This window comes from Acinetobacter sp. NIPH 2699 (genome assembly GCF_022549355.1).
Lineage (GTDB): Bacteria > Pseudomonadota > Gammaproteobacteria > Pseudomonadales > Moraxellaceae > Acinetobacter.
In genome coordinates, this window is record NZ_JAKZGL010000020.1 from 37,533 (window position 1) to 59,434 (window position 21,902).

At 40.1% G+C, this 21,902-nt stretch carries 19 protein-coding genes and 1 pseudogene; 11 read left to right on the plus strand and 9 right to left on the minus strand.

Translation table 11 applies throughout. The features are described 5' to 3' along the window. Positions 1–7 precede the first annotated feature (7 nt). From MMP72_RS14970 to MMP72_RS14980, 3 genes are all read right to left on the minus strand, one after another. Positions 8–763, minus strand: a complete 756-nt coding sequence (locus tag MMP72_RS14970) for an NUDIX domain-containing protein (protein WP_241406070.1) — start codon at positions 761–763, stop codon at positions 8–10. A 107-nt stretch (positions 764–870) separates the two neighbouring features. Then, entirely contained in the window at positions 871–2,358 is a 1,488-nt protein-coding gene (locus MMP72_RS14975; protein ID WP_241406071.1) for a nicotinate phosphoribosyltransferase, read from the minus strand. Positions 2,359–2,382: 24 nt separating this feature from the next. Then, positions 2,383–3,261: a phosphoribosyltransferase family protein gene (locus MMP72_RS14980; protein WP_241406072.1), complete on the minus strand. Its 879-nt coding sequence runs from the start codon at positions 3,259–3,261 to the stop codon at positions 2,383–2,385. A gap of 374 nt (positions 3,262–3,635) precedes the next feature. On the opposite strand from MMP72_RS14980, the gene MMP72_RS14985 reads away from it, so the two are divergent. Beyond that, the gene (locus MMP72_RS14985) at positions 3,636–4,811 is read left to right on the plus strand and encodes a zinc-binding dehydrogenase (RefSeq protein WP_241406073.1); all 1,176 of its coding nucleotides are present in this window, start codon (positions 3,636–3,638) and stop codon (positions 4,809–4,811) included. Between the two features lie 116 nt (positions 4,812–4,927). Here the strand turns inward: MMP72_RS14985 and MMP72_RS14990 are convergent, their stop codons facing one another. The 4 genes from MMP72_RS14990 to betI form a co-directional block, all read right to left on the minus strand. Next, positions 4,928–5,719: a TorF family putative porin gene (locus tag MMP72_RS14990; RefSeq protein WP_241406074.1), complete on the minus strand. Its 792-nt coding sequence runs from the start codon at positions 5,717–5,719 to the stop codon at positions 4,928–4,930. Positions 5,720–5,783: 64 nt separating this feature from the next. Further along, on the minus strand, positions 5,784–7,478 hold the full coding sequence (gene betA / locus MMP72_RS14995; protein WP_241406075.1) for a choline dehydrogenase: 1,695 nt from the start codon (positions 7,476–7,478) through the stop codon (positions 5,784–5,786). Positions 7,479–7,557: 79 nt separating this feature from the next. Continuing rightward, positions 7,558–9,030 (minus strand): betaine-aldehyde dehydrogenase, encoded by a 1,473-nt coding sequence (betB, locus tag MMP72_RS15000; RefSeq protein WP_241406076.1) that lies wholly within the window; start codon positions 9,028–9,030, stop codon positions 7,558–7,560. Then, on the minus strand, positions 9,023–9,646 hold the full coding sequence (gene betI / locus MMP72_RS15005; protein ID WP_241406077.1) for a transcriptional regulator BetI: 624 nt from the start codon (positions 9,644–9,646) through the stop codon (positions 9,023–9,025). The genes betB and betI overlap by 8 nt, the downstream gene beginning before the upstream one ends. A gap of 204 nt (positions 9,647–9,850) precedes the next feature. On the opposite strand from betI, the gene MMP72_RS15010 reads away from it, so the two are divergent. Together MMP72_RS15010 and MMP72_RS15015 are read left to right on the plus strand one after the other, a co-directional pair. Continuing rightward, positions 9,851–11,458, plus strand: coding sequence for a BCCT family transporter (locus MMP72_RS15010; RefSeq protein ID WP_241406078.1), 1,608 nt, complete (start codon positions 9,851–9,853; stop codon positions 11,456–11,458). A 117-nt stretch (positions 11,459–11,575) separates the two neighbouring features. Next, a complete protein-coding gene (locus tag MMP72_RS15015) occupies positions 11,576–13,636 on the plus strand; it encodes a choline transporter (RefSeq protein ID WP_241406079.1) in 2,061 nt (686 codons plus the stop codon). A gap of 50 nt (positions 13,637–13,686) precedes the next feature. On the opposite strand, the gene MMP72_RS15020 is transcribed toward MMP72_RS15015, so the two are convergent. After that, positions 13,687–14,142: a hypothetical protein gene (locus tag MMP72_RS15020; RefSeq protein WP_241406080.1), complete on the minus strand. Its 456-nt coding sequence runs from the start codon at positions 14,140–14,142 to the stop codon at positions 13,687–13,689. Between the two features lie 124 nt (positions 14,143–14,266). Here MMP72_RS15020 and MMP72_RS15900 point away from each other — a divergent pair, with 124 nt between their 5' ends. Beyond that, positions 14,267–14,398, plus strand: coding sequence for a hypothetical protein (locus MMP72_RS15900; RefSeq protein ID WP_277606408.1), 132 nt, complete (start codon positions 14,267–14,269; stop codon positions 14,396–14,398). 104 nt (positions 14,399–14,502) lie between these two features. Here the strand turns inward: MMP72_RS15900 and mqo are convergent, their stop codons facing one another. Beyond that, positions 14,503–16,143 (minus strand): malate dehydrogenase (quinone), encoded by a 1,641-nt coding sequence (gene mqo, locus MMP72_RS15025; protein WP_241406081.1) that lies wholly within the window; start codon positions 16,141–16,143, stop codon positions 14,503–14,505. Between the two features lie 473 nt (positions 16,144–16,616). On the opposite strand from mqo, the gene MMP72_RS15030 reads away from it, so the two are divergent. From MMP72_RS15030 to MMP72_RS15060, 7 genes and pseudogenes are all read left to right on the plus strand, one after another. Beyond that, entirely contained in the window at positions 16,617–17,612 is a 996-nt protein-coding gene (locus MMP72_RS15030; RefSeq protein ID WP_241406082.1) for a DUF1852 domain-containing protein, read from the plus strand. A 23-nt stretch (positions 17,613–17,635) separates the two neighbouring features. After that, on the plus strand, positions 17,636–18,661 hold the full coding sequence (locus MMP72_RS15035; protein WP_241406083.1) for a methionine synthase: 1,026 nt from the start codon (positions 17,636–17,638) through the stop codon (positions 18,659–18,661). Positions 18,662–18,748: 87 nt separating this feature from the next. Beyond that, a complete protein-coding gene (locus MMP72_RS15040; protein WP_241406084.1) occupies positions 18,749–19,240 on the plus strand; it encodes a flavin reductase in 492 nt (163 codons plus the stop codon). Positions 19,241–19,247: 7 nt separating this feature from the next. Continuing rightward, positions 19,248–19,472: pseudogene (locus tag MMP72_RS15045) on the plus strand (TetR family transcriptional regulator); the annotation flags it as partial. A gap of 241 nt (positions 19,473–19,713) precedes the next feature. Further along, positions 19,714–20,592, plus strand: a complete 879-nt coding sequence (locus MMP72_RS15050; RefSeq protein ID WP_241406085.1) for a sce7726 family protein — start codon at positions 19,714–19,716, stop codon at positions 20,590–20,592. Beyond that, complete coding sequence (locus tag MMP72_RS15055; protein WP_241406086.1) at positions 20,558–21,475, plus strand: sce7725 family protein; 918 nt, start codon at positions 20,558–20,560, stop codon at positions 21,473–21,475. Before MMP72_RS15050 ends, MMP72_RS15055 begins: the two co-directional genes overlap by 35 nt. A gap of 6 nt (positions 21,476–21,481) precedes the next feature. Continuing rightward, positions 21,482–21,832, plus strand: a complete 351-nt coding sequence (locus tag MMP72_RS15060; protein ID WP_241406087.1) for a hypothetical protein — start codon at positions 21,482–21,484, stop codon at positions 21,830–21,832. Positions 21,833–21,902: the final 70 nt, after the last annotated feature.

Here is a 21,902-nt window from a genome sequence, read left to right on the forward strand (position 1 = left end):
TTTTGCCTTAGCTCTTTTCATTTTTAGCTGCGTTGCGTGGTGTTTCGAGCATGCGAGGGAAGGTGAAATTATAATCTTCGAATGCATAGCGAAACAATTGAGCAGGGCGTTTGCCCACAATTTTTTGTTGTCCAGTTTCCTCAACTGCACCTGCTTCTTGCATACGACGTCTAAACGATTTTTTTTCTAATGTATGACCTAAAATAATTTCATAAATAGTTTGTAATTCTGTCAAGGTAAATAGCTCAGGCATTAGGCTAACGGGAAGAGCGGTATAGCGAGTTTTGTTGCACAGACGGTCAAATGCTAGCCGTAGTAATTTTTTATGATCAAAAGCTAAATCAAATTTTAATGCCTGATTTATGGGAACCCATTGACTTGTTTCTGTAGTTGTACTTTCTTGAATTTCAAATTTGTCAAAATCAATTAGTGCAAAGTATAAAGCAGTAATTGACCAACCCCGTGGATCACGATACTGATTGCCAATGGTCTCGACTTGTTCAAGATATGGCGAGTTAATCCCTGTTTTTTCAAATAGTTTACGGTGCGCAGTGACCATTAAATCTGGATCGGTTTTTAAATTGACAAAGCCACCAGGTAAAGCCCATTTCCCTTTTTCTGGAAAGTTTGAGCGTTGAACCATTAAGACCTGTAATTGACCTTTTGTAACTGAAAATATAGCCATATCAACAGTAAACAGCGGTGTGTCATAGTCTGTTTTTTGATAATGGGTAAGGTATTCTTGTTCAGAAATATAGGTCACAGTTTAGAAATCTCGGACATGCATCAATAGATTGAGTATAGAGAGAAAGATTTCTGTGTACAGAGAGAAAGGCCTAAATTCTAATAAAAGAATTTAGGCCTTGAGATTTAAGCCAATCTCTCCCGGATTTGATCAAGTGAGCATTCTTTTAACAATTGACCATTTTCAAATACTGTTTGAAGTGCACCCATATTCTCCTGCTCAAAACTTTGTTGATCAAATAACTCAAAGCCATTCGCTGTTTGTTCAACCCTTAATAAACCCTTAGCCGATTTTTTAACACCTGAATCAGTTACTGGGTCTTTAAACAGTTCACGATCTACACCGTTGACTTGTCCCCAAGTAGCTTTCACTGCAAAACCAAAGGTATCGCGAGTCAAATAGTTATAGGTATAACTGCCGATTCCGAAGACCAGATTGTTTGAAGCAAAGCCTTTGGCCTCCAAACCGTTTAAAATATTTTGGGCACGTTCCAGTGTAATCGAATCACCATAGATCAAACCGACACGCTCGTTCAGTACTTTATAGCCTTGTGCAGTTTCTGTTCCGCCGAAAATTTCCCATAAACATTGCACCGCACCTTTATAAGCAGGGCTATCAATCTCTGCCTCGGGATCACCGCAGATAATTTTCACAGGATCACCTGAGTCGGGACGAAACACCACTTTGGCGAGTCCGAGGGCATTCGGTTGACGCTTCAAAATCTCAGCTTTTAATTCCACACTAAACTCAGTGACCACACGCCAAAAATCCCAAGTATCAGAGACGATACTGACCACCCCCATAGGATAAAGTTCACAGATGAGACGTTTAAAAGTGTCGATTTCACTTTCTTCGCTACCCATACACATGACACTGTGCTCAGTTGCAGGCACTGAAACCCCAACGATACCTGTGGCATTGTAATATTCTTCCGCATAATCAATTGAAGCCACCGAATCTGTTCCAATGAAACTGGTGAGGTGTCCGACACCTGATTGGGCTGCATCATAGATGCCACTCATACCACGGCTACTAAAATCATGGCCTTGAACCGGAACAAAATCTAAAGGTGCACCCGTTTTTTCAGCGTATTGTGTCAACAAGCGTTTGTATTCATAAGCAATGCTGGCTGTGGTACAGCTTTTCCAAAGTTCGGCACTGAGCACAGTCTCGATATAGTTGGTTAACCAAAAGAAATTTGGGTCAGTATTGATAATAGTTAATACTGGTACTTTGATATTGACTCGGCTACCTTCTGACAAGGCTTTAATTTTTAAGGGTAAATAGCCGAGATCGTGCAGGGCTTCGATGTGTTCGACAGGCACTGCACCTTCACCTAAAGAGTTGTCCATGCGACGTTTATAGGCTGCGACTACTTTGGCTTTGGGTTGCTTAAAAAAGCCTTCATTCCAAGTTTCAATCAAAAAGTGTTTGATAAAACCTTGTAGGCCGAAGAACACAATCTTGTCATCAAAATCAGGCAGCATTTTGGCTAGGCGTGATGAGCGAGGGGTAAAATTGGCATAGACGTATTCAGTTCCCACTGGATACTGACGACGGTGATCTGCTTTGTAGAAATCGATTGCATTGAGTGGGTTAATTTTAATACTCATTTTATACTCCTCGTTCTCTGAATCTTAGTTTTGAAAATTGATAATATTGAGTTTGGTTGGTTCTGCTTGTGGCAGACTATTACTGGTAAAGACCTGATCGACTAATCCATCAAATACAGCTAGCCCTTTGCTAAAAATGCCATGAGTGACATACAAAATAATGTTTTGGCAATTTAAGCTGCGTAGCTGTTTGGCAATCCCAATGAAGGTTGCACCACCATCACAAATATCATCGGTGATCACTGCTGTTTTTCCAGTCAGATCTGGGCTATCTACCGCTGTTGTTCTAATTTTGCCAGTGCTTGGATCACGTTGTTTTTCACAGTGAATGACGTCAATCGCCTGTTGGCGTTGCGGATTGATGTTGTTGGCAATGGCCAGAGTGCGTTGTGTTGCACCTGCATCAGGGCAGATCAACACAGTATTGTTAGCAGTTAAAATCTGCATCAATGCAGGGCTTTGCTGGATAATTTCAATCGGTTCGATATTGATCACCGCTTGAAAACGGGTATTTTTGCGTAACAGCTCTACAGTCATTGGACTATGACAATCCCACACCACAATTTTCTGACGCTGTCCTACAAATCTTTCGCTATTGCTATTCAATAACTTGGTCATTAAATCAAGTGAGAAGGCCTGACCTTGTGCACAGATACGATCTTGACGTGCATATGGAAAATAAGGGATTTCCACTGAAAGGCGAGTGCCTTGTTCCAGCAACACATTTTCTAGTAAAAGGTAATCCATCACATCCGCACTGTTATGCAGTGAAGCGGTGATCTGAGTGTCAGCTTGTAATTGGTTTAATAACTCAGGTTGCAGTTGAATATGACGCTCACCACCTGAAAACTGCAAAAACTCGATGGGAACATTCGCTTGAGCTGTCATAAGTTGAATCGTCATTTTTAGCTTCTCTTTTATGGTGGCTTAAAGCCAGTAAATATATATTGGCATAATGACACTATTAAATGCAAGCCTTAAAAATATACATTTTTATAAAGGGGAGTCTTGGTTCAGAGAAATTTACTCATCTATCTGAACTTAAATAAGAAATATTTTTAAGAAATCAAAACTAGCTTTAAGTGAATCAATTGGTAAAGTAAGCAATAGGAAAATTAGAAATTTGCTGACCCCATTTGATAACGATATTGATATTTGGGTCATGGATTCTGACAATACAGTTTGTCAAAATTAAAATGAAATGTGTTAGTCAGACTGTTTTAATCGAAAAAACTGAAAAGCTAACAAATGCAATAAAACAATAAGGAAAGCATCCTATGAAATCGCTAGTTTGTCATAACGCCGAGTTGAAGCTAGAAGACAGTCTTCAATTAGTTCCCGCTAAAGGGCAAGTATTACTTGAAGTTGTACGTTGTGGAATTTGTGGCTCGGATTTACATATGCAACATCACTGCGATCACATGCATGATTTGGCAGCGCGAGTAGGTTTTAATGGGGTTGCAAAATCCTCGGATAAATTAGTTTTTGGTCATGAATTCTGCGGAAAAGTACTGGATTATGGTCCAAAAACACGACGTAAATTAAAAGCCGATACATTGGTTTGTGCCATGCCATTGTTAAATGTTGATCCGCAAGGCTATGTTCCAACAGGTCTTTCACCAAGTGCTTCAGGTGGTTATGCTGAGCAGGTCTTGGTGCAATCAAGTTTAATGTTTGAAGTTCCCAATGGTTTAGATGCGGATCGTGCTGCGCTGACTGAGCCAATGGCGGTTGCCTTACATGCGGTACGTCGTAGTCGAATCAAGAAAAACGAGCCAGCGATCGTGATTGGTTGTGGTCCTGTTGGTTTGGGCGTGATTATTATGCTCAAAGCAGCTGGTGTCAAAACCGTGATTGCCAGTGATTTTTCACCGAACCGTCGTCATTTGGCTGAGCAATGTGGTGCGGATGTCTTGATTGATCCTAAACAACAGTCTCCATTTGGTAATTGGAAAGAGCTTGGCTTATTGGGCAATGTCTCTGAAGCAGTGAATATGGGCATGGGGATTTTTGACAAGGTTCAGACTTACTCATTACCGTGGGTTAATGCCATGCGTGTCGGTGATAAACTCGGGATATTGCCGAAACGCCCCGTGATTTTTGAGTGCGTGGGTGTTGCAGGGATTATGCAGCAGATCTTGGAAGGTGCACCACTGTTCTCGCGTATTGTGGGTGTTGGTGTCTGTATGCAAAGCGATAAGATAGAACCAGCATTGGCAATCAATAAAGAATTGGAAATCCAGTATGTACTGGGTTATACACCACTTGAGTTCCGTGACACCTTGCATATGATTGCTGAAGGGAAAGTGGATTGTTCTCCACTCATTACGGGTGTGGTTGGCTTGGATGGGGTGAGTAATGCCTTTGATGCCTTACGTGATCCAGAGCAACACGCCAAAATTTTGATTGATCCGAAACGAGCAGGATCAGAGATTCAACTGATCAAAGCTTAATGAGATAAAATAAAAAGCTGCTATTCCTGAAAATAGCAGTTTTTTTGTTTTAAATGACTAAAATAGCCTAAGCAATCTCTGTTTCAGCCGATATTAAGCTTAGGCAGATTCAGCACTTAAAAACTTTTGCTGAGCGAAAATGTCACAGTCGAATCAATTGGATTTGAAACTCGAGCATTCGGATTGCCATTACTATATGCTTTGTAATAATCCGCTTTGTCCCATGCTTTGCTATACATCAGGCTGGCTGCAAGATCATACGGCAATTCTTTATTGACTGAAAAACTGGCATCTTGAAAGCTTGCTGCTGAAAAGTTTTTAATACGTTGATTGCCATAATGTGCATCAGCAGACCAACCTTGTCCCAGTGGTTGGTGCCAGCTTACATCTAAATAACCTGAACCACGCGAGTGTTGATTATTGCCGATGCCTAAAGTATCCGAGTTATTACCGAAATAATCTTGGGTATAGGTGATCGCGTATTTCACGCTGAGCGGGCCATAGCTGATTTCTGGAATGATTTCTCCATAGTCAAAGCGGGTATTGCCTGTGTCAGCCGTGGTTTTTGCGCCGGGATAATAGTAATAAGCGACTTGAGTCCCTAAGGTTAAATCACCAAAGCTACGCGAATAACCAGTGTAAACATCCCATTCAACAGAGGCATCACGGATAAAATGATCACTTACCGTCGATGCCCACGTACCTGCATAAAAACCACTTGGATGGTTATAGTCGACACCACCTTGTATGGTGGGTTTGCCCCATGTTTGTTGAAAGCCTCGTGATACATATTGGCTTGCAACTGTGAGATTGGCACTAAATGGTGATTCTATTTCAGGTGTTGATTCGGCTGCATGGGTAGTGTGTAAAAAAATGCCCAAAGGTAGCGTGAGTAAAATTCTTTTCATTTGGATTTTCCTAATGGTTGGCAGCACCTTAGTGATATAAGGTGCTGAATATAACTGGACTAGGTTATGCAAATGGACGTAAAGGGGTTTGGCGTACTGGGGCTGTTCCAGCTTTGTAATAGTCTGCTTGCGAGCGAGGTAGCTTTTGACCGCGAATTTGATCTGCAATTTTCTCCGCCATCATAATGGTGGTGGCATTTAAATTCCCTGTAATGATCAATGGCATAATCGAGGCATCAACCACACGTAAGCTTTGTACGCCATGAACACGGCCTTGTCCATCAACCACGGCCATCTCGTCTTCGCCCATCTTGCAACTACATGATGGGTGGTAAGCGGTTTCAGCATGATTGCGGATAAAGTCGTCTAGTTCCTCATCTGTTTGCACTTGCTTTCCGGGGCTGATCTCTTCGCCACGATAAGGATCAAGTGCAGGCTGATGCATAATTTCGCGGGTAATACGGATGCCGTCTCTGAATTCACGCCAATCTTGCTCTGCTGACATATAGTTGAACAAAATACTTGGATGCTCAAATGGGTCTTTAGATTTCAGTTTAATTCGACCTCGTGATGGCGAACGCATTGAACCAACATGGGCTTGGAAACCATGCTCTTTCACGGCATTACTGCCGTTGTAGTTAATGGCAACAGGCAAGAAATGGTATTGAATATTTGGCCACTCAAACTCATCTGAACTGCGGATAAAGCCACCAGCTTCAAACTGATTGCTTGCGCCAATACCTTTGCCGAGAAACAGCCATTCTGCTCCAATTGCAGGTTGGTTATACCATTTCAGAGCAGGGTAAAGTGACACAGGTTGTTTGCATTTATACTGTAAATACATTTCCAGATGGTCTTGCAGGTTTTCGCCCACACCCGGCAAATCATGTACAACATCGATGTCCATTGATTTGAGGAATGTGCTTTCACCCACACCTGAGCGTTGTAAGATTTGTGGTGAAGCAATTGCGCCTGCACAGAGCAAGACTTCACGTTTTGCCTGTGCTTGTTTCATGTTGGCTTGATCAGTGCCGATAATATATTCTACACCCGTTGCTTGTTTCTGATTAAACAAGATTTTATTAGTGGTGGCATGCGTCACAATGGTTAAATTCGGACGATCTTTCGCCATATCTAAATAACCACGTGCCGTGCTTGAGCGACGACCTTGAGGGGTTACGGTACGGTCCATTGGGCCGAAACCTTCTTGTTGATAACCATTTAAGTCATCTGTACGTGGGTAACCTGCTTGAACGCCTGCATCAACCATCGCATGGAACAATACATTGTTGCCATTCTTAGGTGTCGCAACGGATACGGGACCATTGGCACCGTGGTAGTCATTGCCGCCAATATCACGTGTTTCTGCTTTTTGGTAATAAGGTAAACAATCCGCATAAGACCAATCTTCCAAGCCTTTCAGCGTAGACCATTGATCTAAATCCATGGCATTACCACGGATGTAGCACATCCCGTTAATGAGGGATGAACCACCTAAGCCTTTACCACGTCCACATTCCATACGGCGATTGTTCATGTGTGGTTCAGGATCAGTCAAATATGCCCAGTTATAGCGACGACCTTGTAATGGGTAAGCCAAAGCTGCTGGCATCTGAGTGCGGAAATCTAAACGATAATCTGGACCGCCTGCTTCTAATAATAAAACAGACACATCTTTGTCTTCTGTGATACGTGCTGCGAGAACATTTCCGGCAGATCCTGCGCCAATGATAATGTAATCGTATTCTTGCTTATTCATAATGAGCCTTTATTTGTTGCATGATCAACTGAATACCTGCTGATTCAGTTGATCAAGTGAAGATAAAGCGCAATGCTTTTTAGAAAATACTTTGGTAATCACCAAGTTCAACTTGAATGGATTTCATGCGTGTGTAGTGGGCAAGTGTCGTGATGCCATTTTCACGACCCACACCAGATTGTTTATAACCACCGACTGGCATTTCAGCAGGAGATTCACCCCATGTATTGATCCAGCAAATACCTGCTTCGATTTGATGGATAATACGATGTGCTCGACTAATATCCTGAGTCACCACACCCGCAGCTAAACCAAAGCTGGTATTGTTGGCGCGACGGATGACTTCTTCTTCTGTGTCATAGCTGAGAATACTCATCACAGGACCAAAGATTTCATCTTGGACAATACGCATATCATCTGTACAGTCGCTGAAAACAGTTGGTTGAACATAGGCACCTTGCGCCAAGTCACCCTCTGTCACACGTTCTCCTCCAATCAATAATTTAGCGCCTTGTTGCTTGCCTGCATTGATATAGGAAAGAACTTTGTCCATGTGTGGGAAGCTAGTGAGTGGCCCAAAATTGGTTTCAGGACTCATTGGGTGACCAAGACGAATTCGTTTAACGCGCTCCACAATCGCCACTTCAAAATCAGCGAGCAGTGCTTTTGGAACAAAGACGCGGGTACCATTGGTACAGACTTGGCCAGAACTAAAGAAGTTCGCCATCACCGCAATATCTGCGGCGCGATCGATATTTGCGTCAGCACAAATAATCAGTGGTGATTTACCACCCAGTTCCATGGTGACTTCTTTCAATGTCGAACTGGCAGCACTGGCCATGACCTTTTTGCCTGTTTCGACACCGCCTGTGAATGAAATTTTTTCGATCACTGGATGTTCAGTTAACCATTGACCAATCTCACGACCTGCACCTTGAACAACGTTAAATACGCCGTTAGGTAGACCTGCTTCAGTATAGATTTCTGCAAGTTTAAATGCGGTCAGTGGGGTGGTTTCACTTGGCTTGAAAATCATGGCATTTCCCGCAGCAAGCGCAGGGGCTGATTTCCATAAAGCAATTTGAATTGGGTAATTCCAAGCACCGATGCCAGCAACGACACCGAGTGGTTCACGGCGGGTATAGAAAAAGCTCGATTCACGAAGTGGGACTTGCTCACCTTGAATCGCAGTCGCAAGACCTGCGTAATATTCCAGAACATCAGCACCTGTGACAATATCGACAGTCGATGTTTCGCTATAGGCTTTACCCGTATCTAGGGTCTCAAGTTGGGCAAGCTCATCATTGCGTTCACGTAAGATGTCGACAGCACGACGTAAAATACGAGAACGTTCCATCGCGGTCATGGCTGCCCAGATTTTTTGTCCTTGTTGCGCACTATGAACTGCGGCTTCAATATCTTGTTGTGAGGCTTGTTGAAGTGTTGCGATCACTTCACCATTGGCAGGGTTAATACTATCAAATGTTTGACCACTGGTTGCTTCGACATAGCGTCCGTGGATATATAATTGATGAACGTGTGTATCACTCATTCTGTTTCTCCTGCAAAGGTTTTTTCGCAAATTGTAATTGCGTTTTTACATAATCATAAGCAATGGAACGGGCGAGTTGGCTGTCAAACTCATCGTGACTGCTTAAACTGCCACGTAACCATAATCCGTCAATCAATGCTGCTAATCCGCGAGCAGCAATGCTGGCCTGTTCTTTATCAAGTAACTTGAGAAAATAGTGCTTCAAGTTTGAGTACAGACGCTGATCATTAATGCGTTGCAAACGACCAAGTTCAGGTAAGTGCATACTGGCTGACCAAAAATCCAACCAAACACGCATCGCCTGTTTATTGACCTGACTGATATCAAAGTTTGAATCAATAATGGCCTTAATCTGGCTTTCTGGCTGCGAATCTGCCTCAACCTTATATTGATCTGTTTTCTGACGTAAAACGTTGAGCATTTCTTGCATGCAGGTGTTGATTAAGCCTTGTTTGTCACCAAAGTAGTGACTCACAATACCCGTGGATACTTCCGCCTTTTTTGCAATTTGTGCAATGGTGGTATTGGATAACCCCACTTCATAAATCACATTGAATGCGGCATTGATAATTTCTTCACGTCGCACATGCTCTGGTTTTACTCTACGTTTCGTCATGCTGATCCATTAAAAGCCCGATTCAGGTGCTTATTTATTTAACATTTTTCAATGTCGGACATCATAACATTTTTTTATCATACTTTTTATTGATTGAACGTTCAATCAATAAAAAGTATAATCTGTAAAAATCAACGAATTTTTGATTGATTGGTCAAGATTGAAAGCAATAAGAATACACCGATTGCAAGGAGCAATAACATAGTGCCAAACAGTAGTGATGGATTTTTTTCAGAACGTATCCGATTAAATTTATTCGTTTTTTGGAGCTCTGCAATCAGTATTGGTGTTTTTGGCCTATTGTTTGTGTTGTTTCCAGAACAAAGTCAATTTTGGCTAACCTATGTGCAAGAACAAGTGAACCATTTATTTGGTTGGTATTACATGTTGGTGATCGTCGCTTGTCTAGGTTTTGTTGCTTGGCTGGCTTTTTCTCGGGTAGGGCACATTCCATTAGGAAAAGATCAGGATAAACCTGAGTTCGGCTATCTGGCTTGGGTCTCGATGTTGTTTTCTGCTGGGATTGGCATTGCATTATTGTATTACGGTGTTGCTGAACCTGTAGACCATTTTTTAAGACCACCAGAAGGTGAGGGCGGTACGGTTCAGGCAGCGCGAGATGCCATGATGTATAGCTTTTTACATTGGGGCATTCATGGCTGGGTACTCTATGCCTTGATCGGCGTGACACTGGGTTATTTTGCTTTTCGATTAGACTTACCGCTGGCTTTACGTTCTGCACTTTATCCAATTTTTGGTTCGCGAATTTATGGCTTGATGGGAGATTTTGTCGATGGTTTTGGTATTTTAGCCACCGTTATTGCATTGGTCACCAACTTGGGAATTGGTGCATTAGTTCTCGTTTCTGGGATTGTTTACCTTGTACCAGACATTCCAAATAACCATACAACATTGATTGCGGTTGTGTTGTTGATGATGTTCGTGGCAACGATTACCACCGTGATTGGGATTGAAAAAGGACTGGCTTGGCTGTCTCGTATCAATTTGCGCTTACTGTATGTTTTGCTATTGTTTGTGTTCCTAACTGGACCGACCAATCATTTGCTCAATGGTTTGGTACAAAATGTTGGGGATTATCTCAGTCAATTTATCGCCAAAAGTTTTGATGTGTATTTGTATGATCAACAGGCAAATACATGGTTGGGTTCGTGGACTGTGTTCTATTGGGCATGGTGGATTGCTTGGGCGCCTTTTGTGGGTATGTTCATTGCGCGTATTTCCAAAGGACGCACCATTCGTGAGGTCGTATTAGGTGTATGTCTTATACCACTGGGCTTTACCTTGGCATGGATTTCTATTTTTGGGAATACGGCAATTCATTTGATTCTAGATCAAAAACACAAAGTCCTAGGGGATATGGTCTTAGCTGACCCAGCATTGTCATTGTTTAAGTTTCTCGAATATTTGCCATTCAATCCTTATGTTGCGGGGATTGTTGTTATGATTTGTTTCGTTTTGTTTTTGACCCCAGTGGGTTCGGGTACACTCATGATCGCAAATCTATCCTCGAAAGGGGGTAGTAATGAGAGTGATTCACCTATTTGGTTGCGTATCTTTTGGTCTGTGGTGATTACCATTGTGAGTATCGGTTTACTTTTGGCTGGCAGCTTTGATGCCATGCAAAGTGCAGTGGTACTGTGTGGATTGCCATTCTCCGTTATTATTGTGCTTTATATGTTTGGCTTGGCCAAGGCACTTAAGCAGGATCAATATCATCCTCAACCACCGCAAGCGGTAACGAGGGCAACTCAGTCATCACAGCTTCGTACCGAAGAACCAGAAGTGATGTAATTGGGGTTAATGACCTTTTTTCATTTTTTATTCAAAGAGGTCTTTTCGTTCTGAATTTAATAACGAAAAGACAAGGATGAATATTTTCTTTTTTTCTCTAATTCACTTGAGGATTGTATGGTGACAGATAATCCAAGAGCAGTTGATGATTCACCTATTCAAACAAAAGATCATCTTAATCGTGTGGTCTTTTATGTTTCAGCGCTCATAATTTTAATATTTTCATTAACAACGATTTTATTTAATGATTTTGCCAATCATGTATTGAATACCGTTTTGGCGTGGGTCAGTGCGACATTTAGTTGGTACTACTTACTTGCGGCGACATTATATTTAGTCTTTGTAATTTTTATCGCCTGTTCTCGTTATGGCGATATCAAGTTAGGACCAAAACACTCAAAACCTGAATTTAGCTTATTGAGTTGGTCGGCGATGCTCTTTGCTGCAGGGATTGGGACGGACTTGATGTTCTTCTCGGTGGCTGAACCTTTATCTCATTATATGAACCCACCTGTTGGTGAAGGGCAAAGTTTTGAAGCTGCCCGTCAAGGCATGGTTTGGACTTTATTTCACTATGGTCTAACTGGTTGGGGCATGTATGCCTTAGTGGGTATGGCATTGGGCTATTTTAGCTATCGTTATAATTTACCACTTACGATTCGTTCGGCATTGTATCCCATTTTTGGCAACAAAATTGATGGTCCGATCGGGCATAGTGTTGATATCGCTGCTGTGATTGGAACGATTTTCGGGATTGCCACCACCTGTGGTATCGCAGTGGTACAACTGAATTATGGACTACATGTCCTGTTTGATTTACCTGAAAATTTATGGATTCAAACCACATTAATTGTGGTTGCTGTGATTATGACCGTTATTTCGGTAACCACTGGTGTCAATAAAGGAATTAGAATTTTATCCGAAGCCAATGTTTATGTGGCGATTGGTTTAATGCTGTTTGTTTTATTTCTTGGAAATACTGAATTTTTACTCAATGCATTGGTACAAAATTTTGGTGATTATATTAGCCGTTTTCCAAGTCTAGCATTGGATAGTTTTGCTTTTGAACAACCCAAAGACTGGATGAATAGTTGGACGCTATTCTTCTGGGCATGGTGGGTCGCATGGTCACCTTTTGTTGGGCTATTCTTGGCACGTATTTCTCGTGGACGTACGATTCGTGAATTTGTCTGTGGTACGTTGATTATCCCATTATTATTTACCATGACGTGGCTGTCTATCTTTGGTAATAGTGCGCTCTACAATGTCATCTTTGATGGCAATATGGCATTGGCTGAAACGGTCATGACCAATCCTGCTCATGGTTTTTATGATCTCTTGGCGCAGTATCCGTGGTTTGCTTTTATTGCAGGTATTGCCACCATTACTGGTCTATTATTCTATGTGACTTCGGCGGATTCAGGCGCATTGGTACTGGGCAATTTCACCACCAAATTTTCTAATATTGATAATGATGCACCGTGTTGGTTACGTATCTTTTGGGCGATTGCAATTGGTTTATTAACGATTGCCATGTTGATGGCAAATGGGATTACCGCCTTACAAAGTGCCACTGTGATTATGGGTTTGCCATTTAGCTTTGTCATGTTGTTGGTCATGATCGGGCTATATAAATCCTTACGTTTAGAAGATTATCGTATAGCGAGCCGTAGTCTTAATGCTGCACCAGTGGTTGGGAATGTCGATATTCTGAATTGGAAGAAGCGTTTAGCACGTGTGATGCACCATCCCGGTACCAGTGAAACACAGCGTATGCTCGATAGTGTATGTGAGCCAGCAGTGAGAACGGTTGCCGATGAACTGATTAAACGAGGGATGAGTGTTGATGTTACTCAGACAGTGCTGGAAGACAATGATGCGCTCTATCATTTGGATTTAACGATCCATTTGGAAGAAGAGCATAACTTTGTGTATCAAATCTGGCCTGTACGTTATATTGCACCGAACTTTAGTGAACGTGGTAAACGCGGTAAGCAATTTTACTACCGTTTAGAGACTTTCTTATATGAAGGTTCTCAAGATAACGATTTGGTTGGTTATACCAAAGAGCAGGTGATTAATGATATTTTGGATAAATATGAGCGTCATATGTCTTTCTTACATATGAACCGTATTGGTCCGGGAAATCGTCCTTTGTATCCTGACTCACAAGATTAATAACCTGAATAAAACCTCACAGTCTATCTGTGAGGTTTTTTATTGGGCGTTTATAAAGCACCATATTGTTGCCATGTTTCCCCTGTTTCATGAGGTGCGTATTTTTCTTTTAACTCATGTAAAGACTGAGCTTGATAAAGTGCAAATATGATTATAATTAAAAATAACCCCACCAGCTTGATGAGCTTCTTATATCTATAATGTCCTGAATATAAATAAAAAATACAATAGAATGCTAAGACCAAATAAGTGCAAAAAAGTGAGTTCAGTGCTAAATAAATCAGTAGCAATGTCGTGAACACCAACGCAATTCGGTTTTTAAACGTACTTGGTCGGAAACTCAATATATGCAGTACCAACAAACCCAATGACGTCCAAAACAGATAAGTGCTGCCACCGATAATCACGATATAGCTGGATTGTAGACATAACAGAACCAACCATACCAAGACGGAAAAGATAATAACTTTAGAGAGGCCAGAAGTGGGGGGTAAAGAGTCTTTCATATGGATTAGATTTTAAAGCTACTATTGGGTGTGAGTTAGAAGCCAAAATGTCGAATGTGTTGAGCGCAATGTTGATGCTATCACATGCCTTTATCATAATGAGAACCGAGGCGGAAAAATACAGTTGTCTAGTAACAATGAAGAAGAGTGTCTAGCGAAGCCTATTCGTGTAAATAGCATTTTTAAAATCAGTACAGATAAAGGCAGCCATGCGATTGAAGGGAATAAGCTAAGCCGAGATGCTTATATGCAGTAAAAACTGATGAAGTCGCAGAAGCGATAGAAGGGCGATACAAAATAGAAAAAAATAAAAAAGGGATGAGTCGTAACTCATCCCTTTTGATTGATGTTGAGATTTAGTTATTGAGCAACAGCTTCTGCTTGAGCTACTTTTTTAGCGGGAACTAAGTTCGCAGGTGTTGAGTAGGTTAAGCCTAAAGTTGAGCTGGTGTAATGACGGATTTGATCTAACAACGCTGGATCTGTTGCAAGGTCTTGACCATAAGAACGAACGATCTCATGAAGTTTGCCATTCCATGCCCCTGCAGTTTGTTCAGGGAATGCTTTTTCAAGCAAGTTCAACATGATATACGGTGAAGTCGAAGCACCTGGAGATGCGCCCAGTAATGCAGTGACAGATTTATCTTCAGATGCAAAAATTTCTGTACCAAACTGCAATTTAGCAGGTTTGCCTGGCTCTTTCTTGATGATCTGTACACGTTGACCACCTTGACGTAAATGCCAGTCTTTAGGATCTGCCTCTGGATAGTATTTTCTCAGCTCATTGAAGCGATCTTCATCCGACATGAGGACTTGGCTGACCAAATACTGTACGAGATCAGCATTTTGCATACCAATCGCTGCCATTGGCAACACATTGTTCTTGTTGGTCGATGCCAGTAAATCAAGCTGTGAACCGTATTTCAGGAACTTGTTTGAATAGGTTGCAAATGGTCCAAACAAGACATATTTCTTACCGTCGATATAACGTGTATCAATATGCGGTACTGACATTGGAGGTGCACCAAGATCAGCGCGACCATAGACCTTAGCGGTATGTTTTTCAGTGATTGCGGGGTTATCGGTAACAAGGAATTCACCGCCCACAGGGAAGCCTGCATATTGTTTGGCTTCTGGTAAGCCAGTCATTTGCAATAATTTAATTGCTGCACCGCCTGCACCAATAAACACAAAACGCGTTTTGACATGGTTGACTTCACCAGACTTCAAATCTTTAAATGCGACAGACCATGTATTGTCATCGTTTTTACTGATACCCGTCACTTCAGTTGAGGTTCTCAGTTTGAAGTTTGGATTTTTTTCGAGATGATTGACAAGTTGAGTGGTGATCGCGCCGTAGTTTACGTCAGAACCAACGTCCATACGTGTTGCCGCTATTTTTTGCTGTGGATCACGACCATCCATCACTAAAGGTGCCCATTGCTGAATTTCAGTTGGGTCTTCAGTGATTTTCATGCCAGCAAATAAGGGCTCTTGAACCATGGCTGCATAACGCTTTTCCATGAATTTCACATTGTCACCCCATACAAAAGCAATGTGTGGTACAGGGTTAATAAATGTATTTGGTGTGTCTAATACACCTTGTTTCACTTGATGTGCCCAAAATTGCTTGGCAATTTCAAACTGGCTAGCCACATTCACGGCCTTGGAAACGTCCATCTTACCGTCTTTTTCTTCGGTATAGTTCATTTCCATAAAGCCTGAGTGGCCTGTACCCGCATTGTTAAAGCCATTTGAACTTTCTTGAGCAACGGCATCAAGACGTTCATACATGCGAACATCCCAATCGGGTTGTAATTCGTTGAGATAAGCACCTAATGTAGCACTCATGATACCGCCACCGATGAGTACGACATCGACAGTTGGTTCGTCACTTTTTGTTTTCACTGCCTTAGACGTAACGGGTCTAAAAAGAAAGGCAATTGCGATAACGATTAGCACTAGCAGTAATGCTAATAAATATTTCCAAAATTTTTTCATTCAATTTACCTTAAAAATTAAATGATCCCCTATATGAGTGATATAGAGAGAAAAGATTTAAATGAGGATGGGTGTATTAAAGACACATTGGGGTAGGTGAGTGCCTTAATTGATGTTGGATACAATTTTGTGAATTTTACTTTAATTTAGACAGTATTTTTGTGTGTTTAGTGTTTCATAATACGTGACTCAAATCACCTTTTCATTGTTGGCTATCGGTTTTTTATCATAAGTTATGGCAATACTTGGTTTTTTAGGCTGCGATGTACATCACGTTATTCATCTTATTTTTAAATCTAAATGTAATAAAGAAGCGATCAAGGGGCAGCCTTATCGTGGCGTAATTCATTGTTAATACGAAAGAACTCATCAACATGAATTTAATTCATTTTTGAATTAGATTAAATCATTTTTATTCATGTAATGGTTCAGGTATAAATCACACTATAAAGAAATTAGGGTGTCAGATCACAATGAGTAAAGAGTTTGCATTTACGATTAAGCGTATTCGTTTCGATGAAAACTATCGTCCTTCAGACAATACACGTATCACAACCAACTTTGCGAATTTGGCTAGAGGCGAGAGTCGTGAAGAGAACTTGCGCAATACCTTAAAGATGATTGACAATCGTTTCAATGCCTTGGCGCATTGGGATAACCCTAAAGCAGATCGTTATTCTGTTGAACTTGAAATCATTTCGGTTGATATTGATGTTGAAGGTAACGGTGAAGCCTTTCCTACGATTGAAATATTGAAAACCAATATTGTTGATCACAAAAATAATAAATGCATTGAAGGCATTGTCGGGAACAATTTCTCTTCATACGTGCGAGATTATGATTTTAGCGTATTACTGTTAGAACATAACAAGGATCAAGCTCAATTTAGCCTGCCAGAAAACTATGGTGAGCTTCACGGAAAAATCTTTAAATCTTTTGTAAATTCAAATACGTTTAAAGATAATTTCAATAAATCACCTGTGATTTGTCTCAGTGTTTCAAGTAGCAAGATCTATCATCGGACAACAAATCAGCATCCTGTACTCGGCGTTGAATACCAGCAAGATGAATATTCTTTAACGGATGAATATTTCGAAAAAATGGGCTTACAGGTTCGCTATTTTATGCCGCCAAATAGTGTTGCGCCTTTGGCATTCTATTTCAGTGGTGATTTGTTGAGTGATTACACTGATCTTGAGCTGATCGGTACCATTAGTACCATGGAAACCTTTCAAAAGATTTACCGACCTGAAATTTACAATGCGAATTCGGCAGCAGGAAAATCTTATCAACCAAGTTTGAAACACCAAGATTATTCACTCACTCGTATTGTTTATGACCGCGAAGAACGTAGCCAATTGGCGATTAAGCAAGGCAAGTTTACTGAAGAAAAGTTCATCAAGCGATACCAAAATATCCTTGAGCAATGGGCTGAGAGCTACTCTGATAAAAACCACGCTGCTGTGTAACCTGATATAGAAGATCATTGATTATGAAAATATTATTACCGACTTCAACTGCTGGCAGTTTACCGAAACCTTCTTGGCTTGCAGAACCTGAGAAACTTTGGTCACCTTGGAAATTACAAGATGAGCAACTAATTGAAGGCAAACAAGATGCTTTACGTTTGTCATTGCAAGAACAACAACATGCAGGGATTGATATTGTCAGTGATGGCGAACAAACCCGCCAACACTTTGTCACCACCTTTATTGAACATCTCGACGGTGTTGACTTTGAAAAACGGGAGACGATTCGGATTCGTAATCGTTATGATGCAAGTGTACCAACAGTCGTCGGTGCTGTGTCTCGCCAAAAGCCTGTTTTTGTTGAAGATGCCAAGTTTTTACGTCAGCAAACCAAGCAACCGATTAAATGGGCGCTACCTGGCCCGATGACGATGATTGATACGCTTTATGATGCACATTATAAAAGTCGTGAAAAACTCGCTTGGGAATTTGCCAAAATTCTCAATCAAGAAGCACTGGAATTAGAGGCTGCTGGTGTAGACATCATTCAATTTGATGAGCCTGCATTTAATGTTTTCTTTGATGAAGTGAATGACTGGGGTGTTGCTACCTTAGAAAGAGCGCTTGAAGGTCTTAAATGTGAAACTGCTGTACATATTTGTTATGGCTATGGCATCAAAGCCAATACCGATTGGAAAAAGACTTTAGGATCAGAGTGGCGACAGTATGAAGAAGCTTTTCCTAAACTTCAAAAATCCAAGATCGACATCATCTCACTAGAATGTCAAAACTCGCGTGTTCCAATGGATCTCATTGAACTGATTCGAGGTAAAAAAGTGATGGTTGGTGCTATTGATGTGGCAAGCAATAGTATTGAAACACCAGAAGAAGTTGCCAATACCCTACGAAAAGCACTTCAGTTTGTAGATGCCGATAAGCTCTATCCATCGACCAACTGTGGTATGGCACCTTTAGCTCGTGAGGTTGCGAGAGGCAAGCTCAATGCTTTAAGTGCAGGCGCGGAAATTGTTCGTAAAGAACTCGCTTAATTTACCGATCTTTTGATGGCTTAAGGGCTACACATCGTAGCCCTGAGCACATTTAAAACAGATCGGGTTTAATTTAGGAATAAAGTGATGGTTGAAGCAACAGATTTTAGAGATGCAATGTCTTTACTCACCAGTGCAGTCAGTGTGATTACCACCACAGGCATGTCTGGTCGTTATGGCTTTACTGCATCTGCTGTATGTAGCGTCACAGATACGCCTCCGACTTTATTGGTCTGCATGAATAGAGCATCGAGTTCGCACGTGCATTTTGTCGACAATAAAATCTTGAGCGTGAATGTGTTAAGCGCAGATCATCAACATATTTCTAAAGCTTTTTCGTCTAAATTGAGTCCAGAAGAACGTTTTAAACATGGTGCTTGGTCAGAGTTGGAAACGGGTGCGCCTGTTTTGGATGATGCCTTGGTAAATTTCGATTGTGAGATTGATCAAATTCAGGAAGTTGGGACGCATACGATTTTTATTTGTCGTATTGTGGCGGTTCAACAAAGTGGGCATGATCAAAGCTTGGTTTATTTTAATCGTGCTTATCATCATGTCGGGCAGACGGAAGTGGCTTAACGTAAGGTTTTATAAATACTTTTATTTTAAAGAATGGTTGGTTGAAATGAGTCTCAGCTTTCAGTTAGACTTACCCAAAGAAGAAGTGCGCTCATTGATTCGTACACACAAAGATTTCACTGTTCATGAAAAGCTCAAGCGTAATGCTTATCAGATCGTGGTTGAATACCGAAACTGGCTCATAAATGAAATTTATAAACTGCTTTTAACAAGTAATGTGAGTGCTTCAAAATAAGATGTGCAGATGTTCTTATTTGTGATTGATGGGGCTATTGGATGATAAGGGGCGGTTGCTGTGGGGAAGTATGTAGGCGAGCGGTATTGATACAAAGAATGAATTTTGTATTATTGTTCAATAAACACTCTAAGGTTACTTTTAAAATTTATCATCACGTGACTTACCTTTAACAAAATAATACTATTGTTCTTAACTGTAGAGCGGGTAAGAGAATGGTTGAAGTCGTGGTTAAGCTATGAAATGGCAAAATAAAGCTATAGCTAAAATTTTTAATAGCAATGTTCTTAATAGTATTGCTAGAGGTGATTTTTCGTATCTAGAAAAACTTCAAGAACAAAAAAACTATGATATCAATGGCTTGAATTTGAGTGATTTCTATCAACAAGCTTATACATATTTATCAAAAAATTATCAAAATGAATACTTTTATAAAAGTTTGATTATAAAAAAAATACTTTTAGGACGACATTCTCTTAATACAGCTACAATGCTTTCTGAGTTTAGAGTGGGCTTGAGAAAAGCAGACTGTGTTATTTTGAATGGTAAATCTACATGTTATGAAATTAAAACTAATTACGATAGTTTGATTCGTCTAGAAGATCAGCTAGATTCATATCTACAACTATTTGATGAAGTATATGTTGTCTGTTCTACAGCTCATCTACAATCTGTTGTTGATATCACGTCACCTTGCGTAGGCATATTAGTTTTAAATGAATTTAATAGATTTACTCAGATTAGGAAAGCGATTAAAAGGACTCAGCTATTAAACCGTGGTTTACTTATGCAGTCTTTACGCCAAGAAGAGTATAAAAAATTAGCTGAAATACTTATTAATGATAAAATTAACTTACCAAATACGCTACTTTATAAGGAGTGTCTAGATATTGTTGAGAAATATGCTGATGAAAAATTTTTAAATATTAAATTTATAGAAATATTAAAGAAATCTAGAAAGAACAATGATAAACTAATAAAAAGTTTACCAGATTCATTAGCTAATGCAGCCATTAGTTACCGGTTTGGAAAAAAAGAAACAGACAACCTAATAGAATACTTTAAAAAAGAGGTTCCTATACATGTATTATCCGATTCTAAGAGGGAAATTGAATGAACTTTTAGCATTGCGAGAGCTCGCAATATTGTCATTACCTGAATATTTTTGTCCTGTTATTGAGCCAGTCCGAGAAGATTTATCAGCGCTAAAAAAAACCATTGTTGAATTGAATAATAATAATATAGAACCAATTGTAATTGTTAATCCTCTAAAAGGTGATTTTAAAGGACAATTTATTAATATAACAAATAATCTGAATCATGGTTCAAATTTAAAATATCTACCTTGTTTTATACTACATGATAGGGTTGAAGGTATTCCTTCTGAAATTGATGGGTTATCGCGATATGCTTTGTTCGTTACTAGAGGAGTCGATAGTCAAGTTATAGATGCCTCTCAGAAAGCAGAATTAACGTTTGTTAATCATGATATTTCTCCTAATATAATAAGAAGAATTAAAAATGTAGTTCTTTGTGGAGACTTCTTTAAAAGGCAGTCAAAAAATGCAGACTACCCTGAGGAATCATCATTTTCATCATTGCATACTTATTATAACGAATTAGGAGCATCTGGCTTTAGTGATTATACGATTACTGGAGAAGAGTTTTCTGAGAGTGGGGGACCTGCATATGTGGTGACAATTCATATATCATATATTGATTCTAAAAGATTCGATGAAATGTTTGTAAGGCATTATTTGTCTTATGAAGATGGAACTCCTGCTCAACCTGGAGCAAAATTCTTAAATGCTTTAGAAAAGTTAGTGGTAGACATCTCATCAGGGAAGGTTCCATTTATTAAAACTAATGCAATACAAGAGTTTTTAAATTTAAATAGCCCTCCATCGCATTTCCCAGGATTAGGTCAGGTTAAAAAGATTTCAATCAAACATCATATAGAAACATTAGTAGATTATTTAAGTAGGCCTAGAGAGGAATAATAAGACATGGCTTATTGTTGCTTTAACTGTTTTAATGATAATCAAATTAAAAAAGATATTTTAAGTAAATGTCATGCTAAAGACCTCACCCGATGTTCTTTTTGTCGAAGTAGTGGGGTGCAGTTAATTGAGGCTGAACAGTTGTTTGAATATTTTGAGGTTTTAATACAATCATTAAGCCTAGATGAAAATGGTTTAGAAGTTGTGGATGCACTGCAAGAATATTTTTCAATATTTAACAATCTTATTTCTAATAAGGAAATGTTGGTTAGGTCTATTTTTAAAAATAATTTAAATTATTTGGAACGAAAGTATAGCTTTTCATATTCAAAACGGCTTTGTTGCACAAAGATTTGAAATGCAAAGCGCCCCTAATTGAGCCAAATTTAAGGCGTAACTTGGGTAAGTGGTCGACCTAATTCCGTAA